The following is a 19,100-nucleotide window of genomic DNA, read 5'->3' as shown; positions in this document are numbered from 1 at the left end:
CGAAACGAAGCAACCGTTTGCTGGAAGATGCTTGGTGCAATCGATTCCAGGAACCGCCAAGGAGCGCCCTTCGGGCAAGCATCTCAATGACCAGCCCTACCAAAGGAAGGCACGGCGCCCTGGCGAACCGAGGCGCGTCGGAGCAGAGTTCGACCCTGCAGGATGTGGCTCGGCTGGCCGGGGTGTCGGCCAGCACCGTGTCGCGCATCCTGAACGGCCAGGTCGACTCGCCCAGGCGCGAGGCCGTCGACGCCGCGATCAAGAAGCTGCGCTTCAAGCCGAACCTCGTGGCGAAGAGCCTGCGCAGTGGCGTGAGCATGGCCATTGGCGTGCTGACGCAGGATTTCGACAACCCCTATACCTCGCGTGCAGCCAAGGGCGTGGAAGACGAGTTGATGAGCGGTGGCTACACCCCCATCGTGATCTCGGGCCACTGGAATCGCACCGGTGACGAAACCGAGCGCGTGCGCGTGCTGATGTCGCGCAAGATCGATGGCATCGTGGTCATCGGGGGACGGCTCAGCAACGAGCAGTTGCTGGATCTCTCCGAACTGCAGCCCATCGTCGCGATCGGCCGCGACTGCCACGGCCCCCGCCTGCGTTCGCTGGATGTCGACCAGCGCCAGGGCGGCTACATGGCAACCCGTCACCTGATCGAGTTGGGACATCGGCGAATCGCCCACATCGCCGGGATCGAGTACCAGCCCGATGCGATCGCCCGCATGCAGGGCTACATGGATGCGCACCGCGATGCCGGTCTCTCGGTGGACCAGCGCCTCATCGTGCATGGCGATTTTTCCGAGCCGGGTGGCGTGCGGGCGATGCAGGCCCTGCTCGACTCCGGCATCGGGTTGACGGCGGTCTTCGCGGCGAACGACCAGAGCTTGAATGGCGCGCGGCTGGTCTTGTTCAATCGCGGCATCGAGGTGCCGGGCCAGATCTCGCTGGTGGGGTTCGACGGCTTGCCTGCTTCCGAGTATTCCGTGCCGCCGACCACCACCGTCCGGCAACCCATCTACGAGATGGGTTGCACCGCCGCCCGGGAATTGCTTCGGCTGCTGGGCGTGAACCAGCTGAACGAGGCCCCGATCGGGTCGCTGGATCTGCAGCTGATGGTGCGGGGTACCACGGCACCGCCGCCTGAAGACACGGCTCAATCCGAGACCCTCACCCAGTCGTAGTAGGCCGGACCGCCGCCACCGTTGTAGGTGCCCACGAAGCCGACGGCGTTCGCCGAGTTGTTGCCGACCCAGTGGTTCAGCATCAGGCGCATCGGGGCCGAGAACGCGGTGTTGACGCGCCGGAATTCCATCTCCACGCCGGCATCGCTGACGTGGAACCAGCGCACGTAGGTCGGCCGCCATTCGAAGCCGATGGTCCGCCAGCCGGTGGCGATGGCGAACTGCTGGAAGTTCTGCTGGCCCGCCGTCCACACGTTGGTGTGCAGGACGGTGCCCCCCTTGATGAACTCGAGGTCGATTTCGAAGTGGTTGGACGTGCCCGCGTTGCCGGTGAACAGAAAGAACGAGCTGTTGCCGCCGGGAATGGTGCCCGGCTGCATGCGGGTCACGAACTTGCCGTACTGGAAACTCTGCCAGGTGCGCACCTCGGCGCATTTCACCGCGTTGCGGTTGCTGCCGTTGACGTTCAGGTCCAGCCCGCCCCACCCTGTCAGCCACGCTTCGCTGAAGGCGAAGGTGCAGCCGAAGATGTCGCCATTGGCCCAGTTGGCGGTCTCCCAGGTCGATCCGTTGGGACCGCCCGTGCCGTCGAACCCGTCGAAGAAGCTGGTGGCCTGCGCGTTCAGGTGCAGGCCCATGGCCAGCACCAGGGCGAAGGCGCCCTTGACGATGGAAGTGATCATGCTTGTCTCCTCGTTGTGGGTTGTCGTGCGCGATCAGGGGGCGAGCTTCACGGTGCCCACGCTCAGGTTGTGCGCGCCCGTGGTGGTCGCGGCGTTGATCACGTCGACCGCGAAGAGACCGGCCTGGATGGTCCCGACTTTCGAGCCGATGCCATTGCAGTAGTCCGGCAGCGGAAACATCGTGTCGTTCAGGTCGATGACGAGTTCGGACAGGGTCGAGTTGACGATGGCCTGGGCCGTTGCCGTGCAGCCGTCGCCCGCCACCGGGCTCGGTTGGAGCTTGATCGACAACACGCCGTCGCTCGACGATTTCAGCTGGATCTTCAGCCTGGTGAAACCCGCGGCATTGAAGGCGGTGACCGGTGCCGCGCCGGTGTTGCCGGGCGCGTAGAGCCGGATGGCCGCACCGGCGTAGGCCTGGCTGCCCGACAGCGTCGCGCTGAAGCTCGCCTCGCTCGGTGCATACGTCGGCGCACCGGCAACGAGTTCGTTGCCCTTCTCGGCAAAGGCGTAGGTCTCGATCTTGCCGGCCTCGCTGGTGTCCGTCGCGCTCGAAGGGGTCGCGAATGCGACATCGCTCGACGACGGGCCCGCGGGCGGTGATGGAACGGGGGTCGACGGCGGCGCAGAGGCCGCCGGCGTGGGGGTGCTGCTCCCTCCCCCGCCGCAAGCCGTGAGCGCCACCGCGCTGAAGAGCGCCGTCAGGGCGGTGCATGAACGCCGATAGATCTGATCCACTGAGGTCTCCTGTGAAGTGACCCGTGGATGGTGTTCTCACGCTGCCGTCGGCGCAGTCGCGTCTTTGCGTTTGACCGTGCCGTTCTTGCGCTCAGGGCTCAAAAGCACATCATCAAGCCGAACTTGTTGCGCTCGCAGGTGACGACGCGCGTGCGCGCGGCCGGCGTCGCCGGCTCGGCCACCTTGCGCGGTGGCGTCGGCCTCGCCACGCGACGGGAGACCGGCACCGCGGCGTTCGCCGAGTCGTTCACCGACTCGTACGCCGTCTTCCAGGTCGCGAGCCGCTGGCGCGACAAGGCGGCCAGCTCGTCCTTCTGGTAGATGCGGACATGGTCGACGAGCATCGGCTCGCTGCCCGGTCCGGCTTCCAGGTTCAGCAGGAAGGGCCATTGCTCGAAGACCTCGCGCGCACCGGTGGGCACCTCGGCGCGGAGCACCGCTTTCACCACCACGTCGTCGAGAGCCCATCGGATCTTCACCGGGTCCCATTCGAGCGAGAAGCGGTGGAAGCCATCGCTCGAAGGCGTCAGTTCCACCGGCGCATGGAAAGCCGGCTCGTCGCCGATGCCCGGCGCATACAGGCCGAGATGGAGGTCGGCCCCGTCCTTCTCGATCAACGCGATCTCGCCGGCTTCCAGCCAGTCGAGCGATGTCAGCGGTGCGCCCTGCAACGAGACGCGCGCGGCACCGGCCGGCAGCTTCACGCGCAGCTCGATGCGGCCGTAGATCATCGCGCCCGTCGGCCGCACGCGCAGGCTGCTCGCGGGCGGCAGCAGCAAGCGGCCATGGCCGTCGAGCTGCGGGCTCGCGCCGCCGGGGGCCTTGTGCACGCGCCAGCGTTTCTCGTCGACCCGCACGGTCGCCGCCGCGTCGAATTCATCGGCCCAGGCGAGCCGCCATGCGCCGTCCCGCGCCTCGCGCGGAATGACCGCCGGCGGCAGCGGCGCCGCCACGGCCGCCACGTCGCCCGCGGCATTCAGGAACTCGATGCGCCCCAGCTCGAAGCGCACCGGCTCCTGCGACGGTTCGTTGGCCGTGACCTCCACGCTCGCGACGGCCGGCAAGGTCTGCGCGATGCTCGCGCCGTTGCCGGCGCAATAGGGCTCGGGCTCGAAGACCGCCAGCGGGATGTCGAGGTCCATCGTGCCCCGCACCCGCTGCAGCAGCACCGGGTAGCAGCCGGTGTTCTGCAGCTTCGTGTCGGTGCCCTTGATCCGGATGCGAAGCACCTGTTCGGTCGGTGACACGAGCCGGATGCGCAGGTTCCGGAAGGCCGAGAGGTCGACCGCCGCCCCGCCGCGGCCCGCCCCCACGTCCACCCCCAGCGTGGTCCAGGTGCTTCCATGCGCACGGCCCAGGCGGCCGGACACCCGCACCCCGCCGTCGTAGACGCCGAGCGCGTCGGCCGCGACATCGCCGGGCTTCTCGGAGATCTGCAGAAGCGTCACCGGCGGCCGCTCGCGGCCGGCCGGAGGCGTCCTGAAATCGGCCCACACCACCGACGGTGCGTCGGCACCCCAGGCCGGCACGGACAGCCACGCCGCGGCAAGCGCCGCCAGGCACCACGCTGCGCGCTTCATGCCGCGCTGACCGGCATGCACAGCTCGCAGCGCACGAACGGCGAACCGGGCGGCGGCGTACCGGGTTCGCAGCGCTGGATGAAATGTCCCTCCGCGAGCTTGAAGGGGGATGACGGCAGCCATTCGGTGAGCAAGCTGTTCCAGCCGCGCCCGATCTCGCTCGACGGGCCTTCGTACCGCAGGCAGGCCGCCCAGTGCGCCGGCAGGCTCTTGCGCATGGCCCGCAGGCCGGGGTCCTGCCAGCCGGCGGGCAGCTCGACGCAGGCGTCCATGCGGCACTGCGCTGCGAGCGTGATGGCCGGGTCGTCGAGGCCGATGGACAGCATCGGCCGGTCCGACAAGCCCATGCTGTCGACCCAGGGCACGAAGCGCGTGTGCAGGACCTCAGAGCTGTGGCCGTAGTCGCCGCGCTCGCGCATGTAGAGGCATTCCCTCGCCTCGAAGTGCCTGAGTTCGACACGGCAGTTGGTGGCGGTCCGCCTGTCGTCGGCCGGCGCTCGCCAGCCGATCCACCCGCCCGAACGCCAGCGGGACGGCGTCATGCCGAAGTGCTCGCGAAAGGCGCGGGCGAAGGCTTCCGGCGAGGCGAAGCCGCAGTGGAGCGAGACGGCCGTGACCTTCTCGTTCGGGCAGTGGCGCAGCCGGCCGGCCGCCGTCTCGAGCCGGCGGCGGCGCACGAACTCCTTCGCCGTCTCGCCGGTCCAGGCGAGGAAGAGCCGGTGGAAGTGGAACGGCGAGAACGCCGCGCAGTCGCTCAGCCGCTCCAGGCTCAGGTCCTTCGACAAGTGCGTCTCGACGTGGTCCAGCACCTGCTCCATGCGCCGCAGGTGGTGGCTGCGCAGCGAGGGTTGTTCACGCGGGCGCACGAGCGCCTTCAGCGGGCCGGCGCCGGCGGGCGGAAGACCTTGCGCAAAACGGAGCTGCGCGGCGGCGTCGGCGACCAGGAGGTTCGTGTTCATCGGGCAACTAGGGCGCCTCATCCCTTGACGGCGCCTGCGGACAGGCCCTCGATGAGGCGGCGTGAAGAGGCGGCGAAGAGGATCAGCAGCGGCAGCACCGTGATGGCCGAGCCTGCGCTGATGGCGCCCCAGGGCGTCTGGCCGGTGCCCTGCAGCGAGCGCAGCACGAGCGGTGCGGTGAACATCTCCTGCTGGCTCATCACGAGCAGCGCGCCGACGAAGTTGTTGTACGAGCCGATGAAGGTGACGAGGCCCAGCGTGCCCATGGCCGGCCCGATGAGCGGCACGACGACGCGCCAGTAGATGCCGAACTCGCCGCAGCCGTCCATGCGCGCCGCCTCGACGAGCTCGCGCGGCAGCGCCGAGCCGATGTACTGGCGCATCATGAACACGCCGAACGCCGAGCAGGCGCCGGGCACGATGAGGGCGCGCGTGCTGTTGAGCCAGTCCATCTCCTTCATCAGCAGCACGAACGGGATCATGCCGACGAAGGCCGGCAGCAGCATCGTCGCCATCAGGCCGGCGAACAGCGTGTCGCGCCCCGGGAACTCGTACATCGCGAAGGCGTAGCCGCCCAGCGAACACAGGAACAGGTTGAGCGCGGTGGCCGCCACGGCGACCCACAGCGACAGGCCCAGGCTGTGCCAGAAGTGCGGGCGCAGCGCGACCAGCTGGTGGATGTTGTCGGCCAGCGCCGAGCCGAACCACAGCGGCGGCGGCATCGAGAGGATGTCGCTGTTGGTGTGCGTCGCGAAGACGAACATGAAGTAGAACGGCGCCAGCATGATGAGCGCCCCCATCATCACGATGGCGTAGGGCAACCACCCGGAGGGCCTGAGCTTGCGCAGCAGCCGTGCGCGCCGGCTGCCCGAGGCGGGTGCCCTGGCGATGGCCTGGGCGGTGAGTTGCGATGCGGTCATGGCCGGTCAATCCTTGCGCCCGAGGGTGCGGTTGTTGAGCCACGTGAGCGCGGCGATCACCATGAACATCAGCCAGGCGACGGCCGACGCGGTGCCGAAGTCGCCATCGTTGAGGCCCACCTTGTACATCTGCATCGCCACCGTCTCGGCCACCTGCCCCACCCCGCCGGTGCCCCCGGTGAGGATGAAGGGCTCCTCGAAGAGCTGCAGGTTGCCGATGATGGTCAGCGTGACGGCCAGCAGCATCATCGGGCGCAGCAAGGGCACCGTGATGTAGCGGAACTGCTGCCACAGCCCGGCGCCGTCGATGGTCGCGGCTTCGTACAGGTCCTTCGGGATGGTCTGCAGGGCCGACAGGTAGAGCACGGTGTTCCAGCCGACGAAGCGCCACCAGACAATGAAGGACACGATGGGCCGCGTGTACTCCGGCCGCCCCCAGTCGACGTTCTGCACCGGAAACAGCCAGGCGAGCGGATGCAGGCCGAACATCTCCAGCCGGCCCAGGCCGGTGAGCACCTGGTTGACGACGCCGAAGTCGCGCGAGAACAGCGAGGAGAACACCAGCGTGATCGCCACGGTGTTGGTGATGTACGGCAGGAAGTACATCGCGATCACCGGGTTGCGCGCGCGGCGGAACTTCGTGTGGATGAAGAACGCAAGCGGCACCGCGATCAGGTGCTGCGGCAGTCCGGAGACGATGCCCAGCCAGAAGGTGTTGTACATCGCGCGCCAGAAGTCGCGCGCGTACAGCTCCGACCAGAACCGGCCCGAGAAGAATTGCGACCAGGGCAGGTCATCGAACTGCAGGACGAAGGCGTAGTTGCCGAGGCCCTCCCACTTCATGCCCCCCAGGCCCGCCGTCAACTCCCAGCGAAAGAACGACGCATACGCGGAGAACAGCAGCGGAAACAGGCCGAACGTCAGGAAGAGGATGAAGAACGGTGCGACGAACACGTAGGGCATGAAGCGCCACGGCTTGAGCCGGCGCCGCCTCGTCTTCTTCAGCGGCGTTCCGTGCGGGGCGGGGACTGCGGACATGGGGGGACTTCCGGTCTCGGGGGATCAGCGGCGAACGCGGCGTTCGATCGCCTTCTTTGCGTCGGCCAGCGCCGTCTTCACGTCCTTGTCCTGCTCCAGCACCTTGTCGAACTCGGCGCTGACGACCTCGGCGGCCACCGGGTCGAGCTTGTCCACTTCGGTGGCGGGAATCTTCGCCGCGGTGGCCTTCCAGGCCTGGCGCGCCTTCTGGCCGCCGAGGAAGTCCATCGGCTGGTCGACGAACGGGTCGGTGGTGGCCTCGACGAGCGCCGGGAAGGCATCGAGTTCGCGGAAGGCGGCGATCTGCACCTCCTTGCTGGTCGTCATGAACTTCACGAAGTCCCAGGCGAGTTCCTTGTTCTTCGCGCCCTTCGGGATCGCGTAGAAGCTGCCGCCATACGAGGCGTTCACGCCACCGGGAAGGCCGGCCGAGCGCCAGTGGCCCTTGGAGTCCGGGGCGATCCAGTTCTTCAGGTGGCCGGCGAGCCAGGAGCCCATCATCTCCGAGGCGATGGTGCCGCGCTTGAAGCCTTCGCTCCACTCGTTGCTCCAGGCGCCGACCTTGGCGTCGATGCCGGCCGCACGCGCCAGCTTGGCGGTCTCGAAGGCTTCCACGAAGCGCGGCGAATCGACCAGGATCCTGCCCTTGCTGTCGAAGTAGATGCCTTCGCCGTCCTTCAGGCCCGAGCGGATCACGATGTCCTTGATCGCCGCGGCATGCGGGATCAGGTAGGCGCCGGTCTTCGCCTTGAGCGCCTTGCCGGCATCGATGAACGAGGCCCACGACTGGGTGAGCTGCGCCTCGGTGACGCCGGCCTTGTCCATCAGGTCCTTGCGATAGAACAGCGCACCCGGGCCGATGTCGGCCGGCATCGCGGCGAAGATGCCGCCGCGGCTGGTGGCCTGCGCCACCGTGAACCTGAAGAACTTGTCCTTGTACTGCAGCGCGTTGTAGGGCGGCTTGGACAGGTCTTCCACGCCGCCGCCTTCGGCGAACTTGGCGACGAAGCCGATCTCGATGCCCATCACGTCGGGCAGGTTCGCGCCGGTGGCCAGCGCCGTCGTCATCGCGTTGTGGTGGTCGCCGTAGCCGAGCGCGACCAGCTTGATCTCGACCTCGGGGTGGACCTTCTTGTACAGCGGGATCGCCGCCTGCACCGAGCGGTCGAGATCCTTGAACGATGCGACGGTCAGCACCGTCTGTGCCGAGGCAAGGCCCGTGGCCGATGCCAGCAGCGTGGCGAGACTGAGCCTGGTTGCGAATTTCACTTCAACTCCTCTGGGGTGGTCCGACGAAGCGCCTGTCGTGTCCGTGACAACGCTCATGCAAGCGCTTGCATGGCAGTGTATGAACTGGGTGTCGGCACCGGCCCGGGGGGAACCCTGAACGACCTAGCCGATCTTGCGGTTTCGCGGCTTGTCGCGCACCCGGATGGGGCGCCCCGTGTCAGCGTGTGACGGGGACCGCCTTGGTCGATTCGCGGACGATCAACTCCAGCTTCGCCATCGCCGCGCGCGGCGGCTTGCGGCCGTCGATGAGCGCGACGACCGCCCCCGCGGCCTCCCGGCCGAGGTCGCGCAGCGGCTGCCTCACCGAGGTCAACGGAGGCAGCGAGAAGGAGGAATGGGACAGGTCGTCATAGCCGACGATGGACATGTCGTCCGGCACGCGCATGCCGCGCCTGTACAGCGAGAGCATCGCGCCATAGGCGGAGTCGTCGTTGGCGGCGAACACCGCGCTGAACGGCAGGCCGCGATCGAGCAGCATGTTCATCGCCGTCACGCCCCCCGTCTCCACATAGCCGCCCGGCGCCACCAGCCCCTCGTCGAAGGGCAGCCCGGCCGCGACCAGGGTGTCGCGGTAGCCGCGCAAGCGCTCTTCAGCATCCTGGCGTCCCGGCGGGCCGGCAATGAAGGCGATCCTGCGATGGCCGAGTTCGAGGAGGTGGCGCACCGCCTCGCAGGCGCCGGCGTAGTGGTCGAAGCACAGCGAATGCACCCGCATCGACGCCGACTGCCGCCCGAGCAGCACCGTGGGAACGCCTTGCGCATGGCGATCCAGCAGCTCGTCGTCCAGTTCGGCCACCAGCAGGATCACGCCGTCGACCCGGCGGCCCATCAGCGACATCAGCCGTTGTTCTTCCTCGACCTTGTTCCAGTGGCCGCTCACGAAGATGGCCTCGTAATGGTGGCTGGCCAGCCCATCCTCGACGCCACGCATGGCCTCGTTGAAGAACGAGCTGGAGATCTCCTGCGTCAGGACGCCGACGGTCATCGTGCGGCCCTTGGCGAGCCCGCGCGCGACCAGGTTGGGCCGGTAGTTCAGGCGCTTGATGCTGCTCTCGATGGCCGTCGCCTTCTCTTCGGCGACCACGTGGGTGCCGCTCAGGTAGCGCGACACCGTGCTCGTGGAAACCCCGGCCAGGCGCGCCACCTCTTCGAGCGTGACGCTGGTGTTTTCGATGGGCATGGCCGGATGATAGCGCTTGCGCAACTTGCCCGTGGAAGGGGAAAGACCCACCGATTCGGGTATCACACCCGGGAAACCCCGGGGTTTCCCGCTTGCCACCGTTGATTCGCAAGAACGGTCAGGTCAGCATGTTGCAAGCGCTTGCACAGCAGGCTATCGTGCCAGCCATGAAGCCGAAAGACAGCCCTCACCCCACCCCCCTCCGCTCGGCCGCTCGCTGCGTCGGCGTCTTCGCCCTCACGGTGGCGACCTGGGCGAACGCGCAGGTCGCCACGGTGCGCATCGACGCCTCGCGCGTCGGCCCGGCCGTCAATCGGCAGGTGCTGTCCGGTTTCAATTTCGGCAACTGGATGTCGGTGACGGAATTCCGCGATGAACTGGCCAAGGTTCCGGCCGCTGCGCTGCGCTTTCCCGGCGGCAACATCGGCGACGACCACGACATGGACGAGCCGACGCTGGACGCCTTCAAGTCGCTGCTGTCGCAGGTCGCGGGCGAACGCGAACTGCTCGTGCAGACTCGCGTGTTCCAGGGGCGGCCCGACCGCCCCGCCGCCAACACGCCGCAGGACGCGGCGCGTGCCGTGCGCATGGCCCGCGCCCGCGGACTGAACGTCAGGATCTGGGAGATCGGCAACGAGCCCGACCTCTTCAGCACCGTGCGCGGCGACGCGAGCTGGACGGTCCCGCGCTATTGCGAGGTCTTCCGCGCGCAGGCCGCGGCGATTCGCCGCGAAGACCCGAAGGCCTTGATCGCCGGCCCCGCCGTCTCCGGTGCCCAGCCCGGCGCACCGCTCTTCCTCGAGCGCTTCGTCGAGCTGTGCGGCGACGTCGTGGATGTGCTCACCTGGCACATCTACCCCACCGAAGGCGATGGCACCGAAGAGGCCGCGCTCGCCACGGTGGCCGAGGTCGACCGCTCGATCGCGCGCTTCTCCTCGTTGTGGAAGGACCGCTCGCGCAACCCGCTCGGCCACGGGCGGAGCATCCGGTTCGGCGTGACGGAATACGGCCTGTCGTGGCGCACCGACCGGCCGCGCTTCCTGTCCGACCAGGTGGGCGCGATGTGGGCGGCCGAATCGGCCTTGCGCATGGCGCAGCAAGGGCTGAACCTGGCCCATTACTTCGCCTACATGGGCACCGGCTTCCACGGGCTGCTGGACACGGGGGGCGTACCGCGCCCGACCTACTACGGCTTCGGCCTGCTGAGCGAGCTGGACGGCGCCTTCGTCGACGCGGCGAGCAGCGACGCGATGCTGTGGGCCCATGCGACGAAGAAGGGTTCGCAGCTTCAGCTCGTGCTGTTCAACACCCGCACGCAGCCCCAGCCGGTGCGCATCGACGGCCAAGCCGCGCTGACGCTCAAGGATGCACGCTACTTCGACGCGGGCATCGCGGAAGAGGAGAAGCCGTTGCAGCCGCTCGCCGCGCAGGCCGGACGCACGATCACCCTGCCCGCCCGTTCGATGGCGATCGTCCGGCTGGAGCTGGTGCCATGAGGCCCGACCAACGCCTGCGCCGCCGCCTGCTCGCCGCTTCGGCGCTCGGCGTGGGCCTGCCGGCCTGCGGCAGTGCGCCGAAGAAGGCGTCGGCGCTCGACGACGGCCTGGCCTTGCCGGTCCTTGCCGACCGCGACGAGGACAGCAGCCGCGGCATCTTCTTCGGCATCTTCCGCGAGAGCGCGTTGCCCGACATGCTGATCGACGTGCAGGACGACCTGCGCCGCCAGCCCGCGGCCGCGATGTGGTTCACCCGCTTCGGCGCGGCGTTCCCGGAGTCGCAGATCCGCTACCTCGCGCAGCGCGGCGTGGCGGCGCAAGTGACCTGGGAGCCCTGGGGCTTCGACAACAGCCCGGTGGCGCTCGCCGACATCGTCGCAGGCAAGTGGGACGCGACCATCGACGCCTGGGCGCAAGGCGCGGCGCGTGTCGACCACCCCTTCATGCTGCGCGTGGGCCACGAGTTCAACGGCGACTGGTACCCCTGGTGCCTGGTGAAGAACGGCCGCCAGCCCCAGCTCTTCGCGCAGGCCCACCGCCACATCGTCGAGCGCTTTCGGGCGGCCGGCGCAAACAAGGTCCGCTGGGTCTGGTGCTTCAACAACGACAGCACGCCCGCGGAGTCGTGGAACGACCCGCGCGCGGCCTACCCTGGCGACGAGTACGTCGACTGGATCGGTATCGACGGCTACAACTTCGGCACCAGCCAGAGCTGGTCGCACTGGACGCCCTTCAGCCAGGTCTTCGGCCGCGCGGTCGGGATGGCCCGCGAGATCGCGCCGTCCAAGCCCATCGTGCTGGCCGAACTCGGCTGCTCCGAAACCGGCGGCGACAAGGCCGCCTGGATCGAGCGCATGTTCAGCGACATCGAGACGCTGCCCAACGTGCGGGCCTTCACCTGGTTCGACGTCATCAAGGAGACCAGCTGGGCGCTGACCTCCGGCAACGACAGCTGGCTCGCCGCCATCCAGGGCCTTCGCCGCGCGTCCATTCGCGGAAACGGGAACGCGCTGCTGTCCATCACCACCACGAGGCGCTGATCAGCGGTTCGACTCGCCATCAGGTTTCGAGACGAGCAGGTCTGCAGGCTGACAGTCGAGGTACTCGCAGATCCGCTGCAAGGTGTCGAAGCGCACGCCCTTCACCTTGCCCTGCTTGAGCAAGGACAGGTTGGCTTCGGTGATGCCGACGTACTCGGCCAGGTCTTTCGACTTCACCTTGCGCTCGGCCAGCATGATGTCGAGCCGGACGACGATGGGCACGGTGGGCGTCCCGCTTCAGACGATCTGCGCGTGCTCATCGGCAAGTTCGGCAGCTTGCGTCATGACGTGCGCGATTTGCCAGACCATGCCTGCGAACAGCAGCATCAGCAATTCGCTGGAGCCGATGGCCAGACCGAGTGGGCGTTTGCCGGGAGGCGCGCCCAGCGTCAGGAGCACGCCGATCAGCGCCGACGACACGAGCCCGCCAAGCGCTGCAGCGAACATGCCGACCGCGAAGCCGCGCAGGTGCCGCACCGTGCCCAGGCTGAATGTTTCGCCGCGCGCGAAACCGAGGAAACAAAAGCGCGCGCGGAACAGGCCATAGGCCATCGCACACGCCGGCAGCATGCCTGCCAGCACCACCAGACCGGACTGCCACCCAGCGATCTGCAAACCGGGCTGACCTGCCGGAAATGCCGATTTGCTGCCCAGACGCTCCAGCCAGATCTCGGGCGGTGTCGTGCACAACCCGTAGAGCGTGAGGGCCGGAATGGCAATCACCATCGCGAGGCATGCGAGCGCAAGCAACGCGTTGAACCGCGCGCCGACCGGCGAAATTGCGCTTTGCGAACTCTTCATGCAGCCCCCTTGTCGAGGGTTTCAGTTTGCCATATATTTCTGTAAAACAATAATAAAACAATGCAAGACAGAAATTTTCTCAACGAACTGAGCACAAGGAAATTGCATGCTGAATCGTCGTGCTGTCTGCATCACGCTTGCCCTGCTGGCCGGGTGCGCGGACGTCAACTGGGAGCGCGCCTTGTACGAAGGTCAGCGCAACACGGCGCAGCAATGCCGGCTGAGTCGAAAGCCGGCCGACCCACCGTGCCCGGTGCTGCCCGAGTTCGCCAACTATGAAAAGGAGCGCGCACGCGCGGCGGGTACCGAGCCCGCCGAGGGTGGGCGGCCCGTCGAGACACCCCGGCGATGAAAGGCTCGACGCCCGGCATGCGACGTTTCATGTGACCCCCTGACGCAGGCGAAGCACGCAGCCGATTCGATGTAAATCGGGTGCGGTGAACTTGCATCCTGTTGCACTGCGTCTCGCTGCGCCAACGCCCCGCGTGGCATCCGTCGACTCCGCAAGTTTCGTCAGCTTTCGTGACATCGCGACTCAGACACTAGCGCCGAAATCGAGGGCGCCGCATGTCGAATGAGATGGGCGCGCCGCACCCACTTTGACGCAACAGGATCTTCACGATGAGCATGCCAAACCAACGCCCCAGACGCGCCACTGCGACGAGCGCACTGCTGTGCGCCATGGTGCTGTCTGCCTGCGGGGGAGGCCACGATTCGGATACCGCTGCGGCACCGGTTGGGTCAGCACCGGCACCCGCACCCGCACCCGCACCCGCACCCGCACCCGCTCCCGCACCCGCTCCCGCACCTGCTCCTGCTCCTGCTCCTGCTCCTGCTCCTGCTCCTGCTCCTGCTCCTGCTCCTGCTCCCGCTCCCGCTCCCGCTCCCGCTCCTGCTCCCGCTCCCGCTCCCGCTCCCGCTCCTGCTCCCGCTCCCGCTCCCGCTCCCGCTCCGGCAGCAGCCATTACCTGGCCTGAGCCGGCAGCCATCGACTGGGGCACCGCACTCAGCTCGGCGCAGTTGAATGCCAAGGCAGGCGTGCCAGGCACGTTCACCTACTCACCGGCGGTTGGCGCAAAACCCGAGGTCGGCGTCCAGTCGCTGACGCTCAAGTTCACGCCGCAGGACACGGCGAAGTACTCGACGGTGACGGTCGTGCAGAAGCTGACCGTCAACAAGGCTCAACCGCCGGCGAGATGGGATCTCCCCGCCGCCGTGCTCCAAGGCTCTGCGCTCACGGCCGCGCAGATCACCACGTCACCGTACGCGCTCTACGGCGTTCAGGGCACTGCCGATGCGGCGTCGTACATGACCATCGACGGCAAGCCCCTGGGCACCGCCACCACGGCAGCCGCCGGGACGGCCATCGTCCAGGCCACCTTCGTTCCGAGAGACGGCGCGCACTACAGCCCGGCGGTCATCAGCACCACGCTGACCATCAAGCCCGCGTCGACCACGGCCGCCATCGACTTCGGCGATACGAAGCAGACGATCCAGGGCTTCGGCGGCTCCGCGGCCTGGTACTACAGCAAGATGTCGGAAGAGCGCCTGAACGTGCTGTTCGGCACCAGCCTCGCCGACAGCCTGGGACTGAACATCATCCGGCTGCGCATCGCGCCGGCGAATTGGAACGCCTCGGCCAAGACCGCCGACACCACGCAATGGACGGCCGAGCTGGAGAACGGCATCGGTGCCCAGGCGCGGGGAGCCATCGTCTTCGCTTCGCCGTGGTCACCCCCGGCGAGCATGAAGATCGTCAACACGGAACGCAGCAACCCGCTCTACAGCGGACGGCTCGACCCCGCGATGTATGCGGACTACGCCCAGTACCTGAACGCCTACATCCGCTACGCCGCCACGCGCAATGTGAAGCTCCACGCAGTGTCGCTGCAGAACGAGCCGGACTGGGACCCGAAGGACTACGAGTCCTGCCTGTGGAACGCCGACGAGATGACGGCCTGGGTCGGTGGCTACGGGGCGACGGCCATCGCCGGCACCACCACCAGGCTGATGGCGGCGGAATCGTTCTACTACTCGCAGGCCACCACCGACACGCTGCTGGCCGACTCGAAGGCAGCCGGCAACCTCTCCATCGTCGGCGGCCACCTGTACGGCGGCACGCCGAACTACTCCAGCGCGGCGGCAAAGCTCGGAAAAGACGTCTGGATGACCGAGCACTTCCTGGACTCCGTCAACAAATCGGACGCCAAGACCTCATGGCAGACCAGCATCGACGACGCCATCGCGATGGCGAAGGAAGTCCACGACGGCCTGACGCTGTCGCAGTACAACGCCTACGTCCATTGGTGGCTCGTCAACTCCAACGACTCGACGCCGACCGGCCTGATCGGCACGAACAACAAGCCGACCTACTTCGGCATCGGCCTGAAGCACTTCTCGTACTTCATCCGTCCGGGCTACGTCCGCTATGACGCGACAGCGCTGCCGCAGAAGGGCGTCCGCGTCTCGGCGTTCGGCACACCCCCCGGCGCTGCCGACAGCAAGGCCGTGGTCGTGCTCGTGAACGAGAACGCGGCCGACGTCACGCTGACGACGTCGATCGCCCCCGCCGGCCGCTCGCTGACCAGCCTGACGCCGTACCGCACCACCGCGACCGCCACGTTCGCGCAACAGCCTGCGATCGGCGTCAGCGCGAACACGTTCTCCATTTCGCTGCCGGCAAAAAGCATCACGACGCTGGTGAACTGACCCTCCAAAGGAACGCAACCGTGAACACCGAACACATCGTCAAGTCCATCCATCGCGCCATGGTCTGCACCACGGCAGCACTCGGCCTGCTGGGTTCAGCCGGCCTGGCCCACGCGCAGATCGCCGTCGGCAAGCCCAAGTTCCTCGGCAACATCATTGCCGGCAATCCGCCGGGCAACTTCAGCACCTACTGGAACCAGGTCTCGCCGGAGAACGCCGGCAAGTGGGAGTCGGTGGAGCCGGTGCGCGGCCAGATGAACTGGAGCCAGCTCGACGCCGCCTACAACTACGCGCGCTCCAACGGCTTTCCGTTCAAGCAGCACACCTTCGTGTGGGGTTCGCAGGCGCCGAACTGGATCGACGGGCTGAGCGCGCCGCAGCAAGCCGCCGAGGTCGAGGATTTCATGCGCCAGTACTGCCAGCGCTACCCGCAGACGCAGTACATCGACGTGGTCAACGAGCCGTTGCATGCACCGGCCAGCTACCGCGAGGCCCTCGGCGGCGCGGGCTCGACCGGCTGGGACTGGATCGTCTGGTCGTTCCAGAAGGCCCGCCAGCACTGCCCCAACGCCAAGCTCCTGATCAACGAGTACGGGATCATCAACGACGCCAACGCGCTGAACCGCTACAAGGGCATCGTCAACATCCTGAAGTCGCGCGGCTTGATCGACGGCGTGGGCATCCAGACGCACTACTTCAGCATCGACAACCTGGCGCCGGCCACGATCACGCAGAACCTGGACTCGCTGGCCCAGGCCGGCTTGCCGATCTACGTGTCGGAGCTGGACATGACCGGTGACGACGCCACGCAGCTGGCGCGCTACCAACAGAAGTTCCCGCTGCTGTGGACGCACCCGGGCGTCGCGGGCGTCACGCTGTGGGGCTACATCGAAGGCCAGACCTGGGTGGCCAACTCGCACCTCGTGCGCCGCGATGGCAGCGAGCGGCCCGCGCTGACCTGGCTCGGCAACTACGTGCGCAGCAACACCGGCGGCGGTGGCGGCGGCATGCCCGGCAAGTCCATCGTCGTGCGTGCACGGGGAACCTCGGGCCAGGAGCGCGTGACCTTGCGCGTCGGCGGCACCGCGGTGCAGAGCTGGACGCTCGGCAAGACCATGACCAACTACACGTTCACGACCAGCCTGTCGGGCGGCAGCACCGTGGAGTTCAGCAACGACGCCGCCGGCCGCGACGTCCAGGTCGACTACCTGAGCGTGAACGGCAGCGTCCGGCAGGCCGAGAACCAGACCTACAACACCGGCGTGTACCAGAACGGCCGGTGCGGTGGCGGCAGCGGCCGCAGCGAATGGCTGCACTGCAACGGCGCCATCGGCTTCGGCGACCTGTGAGCCCCTGCCTGATCTGAAAGGAGACCTGTCATGAAGAACACGATGAAACTTCGCAAGGTTCTGTCGACGCTGGCGGCCTTCGTGCTGCCGGCGCTCACCCTGGGGGCCGCTGCTCCGGCGCACGCCGCCGTCACGGTCGACGGCAACGCCTGGTACACCCTCGTCAACGTCAACAGCGGCAAGGCGCTCGACCTCTACAACTGGATGACCGGCGACGGCGCCGAGTTCCGCCAGTGGAGCCGGCACGACGGTGCCAACCAGCAGTTCCAGCTGGTCAGCTCCGGCAACGGCTACTACCGGCTCAAGAACAGGCACTCGGGCAAGGTCGTCGACGTGTGGAACCTCTCGACGGCCGACGGGGCCGCCGTCAACCAGTACACCGACCACGATGGCGTCAACCAGCAGTGGCAGTTGGTCGGCTCCGACAACAACGCGGTGCGCTTCATCAATCGCAATTCGGGCAAGGTGCTTGAAGTCGCCGGCGCGTCCACCGCCGATGGTGGCGACGTCACCCAGTACACCGACTACAGCGGCCGCAACCAGACCTGGGCGCTCGTGCCCGTCGGCGCCACCACGCCGCCGCCTGGTGGCGGAACCGGCAACGTGGCGCTGCCGTCCAGCTTCCGCTGGACCTCGAGCGCGGCGCTGATGGCGGCCAAGCCGGCCGCGCAGTTCCCGGAAGTGGCGATCAAGGACCCGTCGGTCGTGTACTACAACGGCCTGTGGCACGTGTTCTCCACCCAGGCCAAGGGCAACGGGTGGGGCCTCGAGTACCGCTCGTTCACGGATTGGTCGAACGCCGGGGCAGCAACGCCCTACTTCCTCGACTCCACCGCCATCGGAGGCGGGTACCGGGCTGCGCCCTTCGTGTTCTTCCATGCGCCTTCGCGGCTGTGGTACCTGGTGTTCCAGAACGGCAACGCCGCCTACTCGACCAACCCCGACATCGGCAACCCGGGTGGGTGGAGCGCGCTGAAGACCTTCTACGGCAGCGTGCCGCAGATCGTCCAGCAGAACACCGCTGGCGGCAACGGCAACTGGCTGGACTTTGCCGTGGCCTGCGATGCGGCCGACTGCCACCTGTTCTCCGCCGGCGACAACGGGCAGATCTACCGTTCGCAGACCACGCTCGCGAACTTCCCGAACGGCTTCGGCAACACGGTGATCGCGCTGCAGGACGCCGACCGCAACAAGGTCTTCGAAGCACCGCAGGTCTACAAGGTGCGCGAGACCGGGCAGTACCTGCTCATCGTCGAGGCCATCGGCAGCGGCGGCCGGTACTTCCGCTCGTGGACCGCGAGCAGCCTGGGCGGAACCTGGACGCCACTGGCCGCGACCGAGTCGAGCCCGTTTGCCGGCGACGCCAACGTGAGCTTCCCGACCGGCAAGTGGAGCCAGGGCATCAGCCACGGCGAAATGCTGCGCAGCGGGTACGACCAGAACGTCGAGATCAGTGCCTGCAACATGCGCTTCCTCTACCAGGGGCTGACGCCTGGAGCGAAGGACAGCTACGAGAAGCTGCCGTACCGTCTCGGCGTGCTCACGCAGACCAACTCGCCCTGCTGAGTCGTCCCGCGCAAACCCGTGAAATGCTCACAGGCGACTCCGCAAGTTTGGTCAGCTTTCCCGACATCGCGACCCACACACTGGCAGAAATCGAGGGCGCCGCATGTCGAGTGACACGGGCGCGCCGCACTTACTTTGACGCAACAGGATCTTCACGATGAGCATGCCAAGCCAACGCCCCGGACTCGCCACGGCGACAAGCGCACTGCTGTGCGCCATGGTGCTGTCTGCCTGCGGCGGAGGCCGTGATTCGGGCACCGCTGCAGCACCGGTCGGGTCAGCGCCCGCGCCTGCGCCCGCACCTTCGATCACGACGGCCCTCGGCAAGCCCGGCCGGCTCCTCGTGGGCCTCGGCGCGGCCAGTACTTTCGCGGACATGAAGGCCCAGCAGATCGCTCCGGACATCATCGATACCTATCTCGTGGCGGTCACGGGTTTCAACGCTGGCGGCGGTAACGCATGGCCTCAATGGCAATACAACTATCCGGACGGTGGCGTCATCACGGTCTTCTCCAACGACGTCGCGGCCATGGGCGCCGTGCCGATGTTCACCCTGTTCCAGATGCCTTC

17 protein-coding genes and 1 pseudogene are annotated in these 19,100 nt (G+C 67.4%); 8 read left to right on the top strand and 10 right to left on the bottom strand.

The window, feature by feature from the left end:
* Nucleotides 1-86 precede the first annotated feature (86 nt).
* Nucleotides 87-1,181: a substrate-binding domain-containing protein gene (locus tag BUE42_RS17345; RefSeq protein WP_073466472.1), complete on the top strand. Its 1,095-nt coding sequence runs from the start codon at nt 87-89 to the stop codon at nt 1,179-1,181.
* On the opposite strand, the gene BUE42_RS17340 is transcribed toward BUE42_RS17345, so the two are convergent.
* The 8 genes from BUE42_RS17340 to BUE42_RS17305 all read right to left on the bottom strand — a co-directional run bounded on the left by BUE42_RS17340 (nt 1,154) and on the right by BUE42_RS17305 (nt 9,569).
* Complete coding sequence (locus BUE42_RS17340; RefSeq protein ID WP_073466470.1) at nt 1,154-1,864, bottom strand: family 16 glycosylhydrolase; 711 nt, start codon at nt 1,862-1,864, stop codon at nt 1,154-1,156. The two genes, BUE42_RS17345 and BUE42_RS17340, sit on opposite strands and share 28 nt — an antisense overlap.
* 33 nt (nt 1,865-1,897) lie before the next feature.
* The gene (locus BUE42_RS17335; protein ID WP_073466468.1) at nt 1,898-2,602 is read right to left on the bottom strand and encodes a hypothetical protein; all 705 of its coding nucleotides are present in this window, start codon (nt 2,600-2,602) and stop codon (nt 1,898-1,900) included.
* 98 nt (nt 2,603-2,700) lie between these two features.
* Nucleotides 2,701-4,182: a glycoside hydrolase family 16 protein gene (locus BUE42_RS17330; protein ID WP_159445441.1), complete on the bottom strand. Its 1,482-nt coding sequence runs from the start codon at nt 4,180-4,182 to the stop codon at nt 2,701-2,703.
* Nucleotides 4,179-5,141, bottom strand: a complete 963-nt coding sequence (locus BUE42_RS17325; RefSeq protein ID WP_073466464.1) for an AraC family transcriptional regulator — start codon at nt 5,139-5,141, stop codon at nt 4,179-4,181. The genes BUE42_RS17330 and BUE42_RS17325 overlap by 4 nt, the downstream gene beginning before the upstream one ends.
* Nucleotides 5,142-5,158: 17 nt before the next feature.
* Nucleotides 5,159-6,061, bottom strand: coding sequence for a carbohydrate ABC transporter permease (locus BUE42_RS17320; RefSeq protein ID WP_083614222.1), 903 nt, complete (start codon nt 6,059-6,061; stop codon nt 5,159-5,161).
* 6 nt (nt 6,062-6,067) lie between these two features.
* On the bottom strand, nt 6,068-7,099 hold the full coding sequence (locus tag BUE42_RS17315) for a carbohydrate ABC transporter permease (RefSeq protein WP_073466462.1): 1,032 nt from the start codon (nt 7,097-7,099) through the stop codon (nt 6,068-6,070).
* 24 nt (nt 7,100-7,123) lie between these two features.
* Entirely contained in the window at nt 7,124-8,368 is a 1,245-nt protein-coding gene (locus tag BUE42_RS17310) for an ABC transporter substrate-binding protein (RefSeq protein WP_073466460.1), read from the bottom strand.
* Between the two features lie 178 nt (nt 8,369-8,546).
* Complete coding sequence (locus BUE42_RS17305; protein ID WP_073466458.1) at nt 8,547-9,569, bottom strand: LacI family DNA-binding transcriptional regulator; 1,023 nt, start codon at nt 9,567-9,569, stop codon at nt 8,547-8,549.
* Between the two features lie 101 nt (nt 9,570-9,670).
* Between BUE42_RS17305 and BUE42_RS17300 the strand changes: the two genes are divergently transcribed.
* Together BUE42_RS17300 and BUE42_RS17295 are read left to right on the top strand one after the other, a co-directional pair.
* Nucleotides 9,671-11,065 carry a glycoside hydrolase family protein gene (locus tag BUE42_RS17300; RefSeq protein ID WP_143171558.1) on the top strand — a complete coding sequence of 465 codons (1,395 nt, stop codon included), beginning with the start codon at nt 9,671-9,673 and terminating at the stop codon, nt 11,063-11,065.
* Complete coding sequence (locus BUE42_RS17295) at nt 11,062-12,105, top strand: glycoside hydrolase family 26 protein (protein ID WP_073466455.1); 1,044 nt, start codon at nt 11,062-11,064, stop codon at nt 12,103-12,105. Before BUE42_RS17300 ends, BUE42_RS17295 begins: the two co-directional genes overlap by 4 nt.
* On the opposite strand, the gene BUE42_RS17290 is transcribed toward BUE42_RS17295, so the two are convergent.
* On the bottom strand, nt 12,106-12,327 hold the full coding sequence (locus tag BUE42_RS17290; RefSeq protein WP_073466453.1) for a helix-turn-helix domain-containing protein: 222 nt from the start codon (nt 12,325-12,327) through the stop codon (nt 12,106-12,108).
* A gap of 15 nt (nt 12,328-12,342) precedes the next feature.
* Nucleotides 12,343-12,906 (bottom strand): DUF2975 domain-containing protein, encoded by a 564-nt coding sequence (locus BUE42_RS17285; RefSeq protein WP_143171557.1) that lies wholly within the window; start codon nt 12,904-12,906, stop codon nt 12,343-12,345.
* Nucleotides 12,907-13,012: 106 nt separating this feature from the next.
* On the opposite strand from BUE42_RS17285, the gene BUE42_RS32265 reads away from it, so the two are divergent.
* The 5 genes and pseudogenes from BUE42_RS32265 to BUE42_RS32260 form a co-directional block, all read left to right on the top strand.
* Nucleotides 13,013-13,258 carry a hypothetical protein gene (locus tag BUE42_RS32265; RefSeq protein WP_143171556.1) on the top strand — a complete coding sequence of 82 codons (246 nt, stop codon included), beginning with the start codon at nt 13,013-13,015 and terminating at the stop codon, nt 13,256-13,258.
* A gap of 686 nt (nt 13,259-13,944) precedes the next feature.
* Entirely contained in the window at nt 13,945-15,615 is a 1,671-nt protein-coding gene (locus tag BUE42_RS17275; RefSeq protein ID WP_143171555.1) for a glycoside hydrolase, read from the top strand.
* A gap of 20 nt (nt 15,616-15,635) precedes the next feature.
* Nucleotides 15,636-16,964, top strand: a complete 1,329-nt coding sequence (locus BUE42_RS17270) for an endo-1,4-beta-xylanase (protein ID WP_073466446.1) — start codon at nt 15,636-15,638, stop codon at nt 16,962-16,964.
* Between the two features lie 30 nt (nt 16,965-16,994).
* On the top strand, nt 16,995-18,530 hold the full coding sequence (locus BUE42_RS17265; RefSeq protein WP_073466444.1) for a non-reducing end alpha-L-arabinofuranosidase family hydrolase: 1,536 nt from the start codon (nt 16,995-16,997) through the stop codon (nt 18,528-18,530).
* A 157-nt stretch (nt 18,531-18,687) separates the two neighbouring features.
* Nucleotides 18,688-19,100 (top strand): annotated as a pseudogene (locus tag BUE42_RS32260) (hypothetical protein); the annotation flags it as partial.

This window comes from Rhizobacter sp. OV335, assembly GCF_900142965.1.
Lineage (GTDB): Bacteria > Pseudomonadota > Gammaproteobacteria > Burkholderiales > Burkholderiaceae_C > Rhizobacter.
Note: the sequence above shows the minus strand (reverse complement) of the source record. Positions and strands in the feature narration are given on the sequence as shown.

Bases quoted from the DNA above. Each gene is read 5' to 3' on its own strand.
- BUE42_RS17345 (WP_073466472.1), top strand. From the start codon at position 87: ATGACCAGCCCTACCAAAGGAAGGCACGGCGCCCTGGCGAACCGAGGC.
- BUE42_RS17340 (WP_073466470.1), bottom strand. From the start codon at position 1,864: ATGATCACTTCCATCGTCAAGGGCGCCTTCGCCCTGGTGCTGGCCATG.
- BUE42_RS17330 (WP_159445441.1), bottom strand. From the start codon at position 4,182: ATGAAGCGCGCAGCGTGGTGCCTGGCGGCGCTTGCCGCGGCGTGGCTG.
- BUE42_RS17325 (WP_073466464.1), bottom strand. From the start codon at position 5,141: ATGAACACGAACCTCCTGGTCGCCGACGCCGCCGCGCAGCTCCGTTTT.
- BUE42_RS17320 (WP_083614222.1), bottom strand. From the start codon at position 6,061: ATGACCGCATCGCAACTCACCGCCCAGGCCATCGCCAGGGCACCCGCC.
- BUE42_RS17315 (WP_073466462.1), bottom strand. From the start codon at position 7,099: ATGTCCGCAGTCCCCGCCCCGCACGGAACGCCGCTGAAGAAGACGAGG.
- BUE42_RS17305 (WP_073466458.1), bottom strand. From the start codon at position 9,569: ATGCCCATCGAAAACACCAGCGTCACGCTCGAAGAGGTGGCGCGCCTG.
- BUE42_RS17295 (WP_073466455.1), top strand. From the start codon at position 11,062: ATGAGGCCCGACCAACGCCTGCGCCGCCGCCTGCTCGCCGCTTCGGCG.
- BUE42_RS17285 (WP_143171557.1), bottom strand. From the start codon at position 12,906: ATGAAGAGTTCGCAAAGCGCAATTTCGCCGGTCGGCGCGCGGTTCAAC.
- BUE42_RS32265 (WP_143171556.1), top strand. From the start codon at position 13,013: ATGCTGAATCGTCGTGCTGTCTGCATCACGCTTGCCCTGCTGGCCGGG.
- BUE42_RS17265 (WP_073466444.1), top strand. From the start codon at position 16,995: ATGAAGAACACGATGAAACTTCGCAAGGTTCTGTCGACGCTGGCGGCC.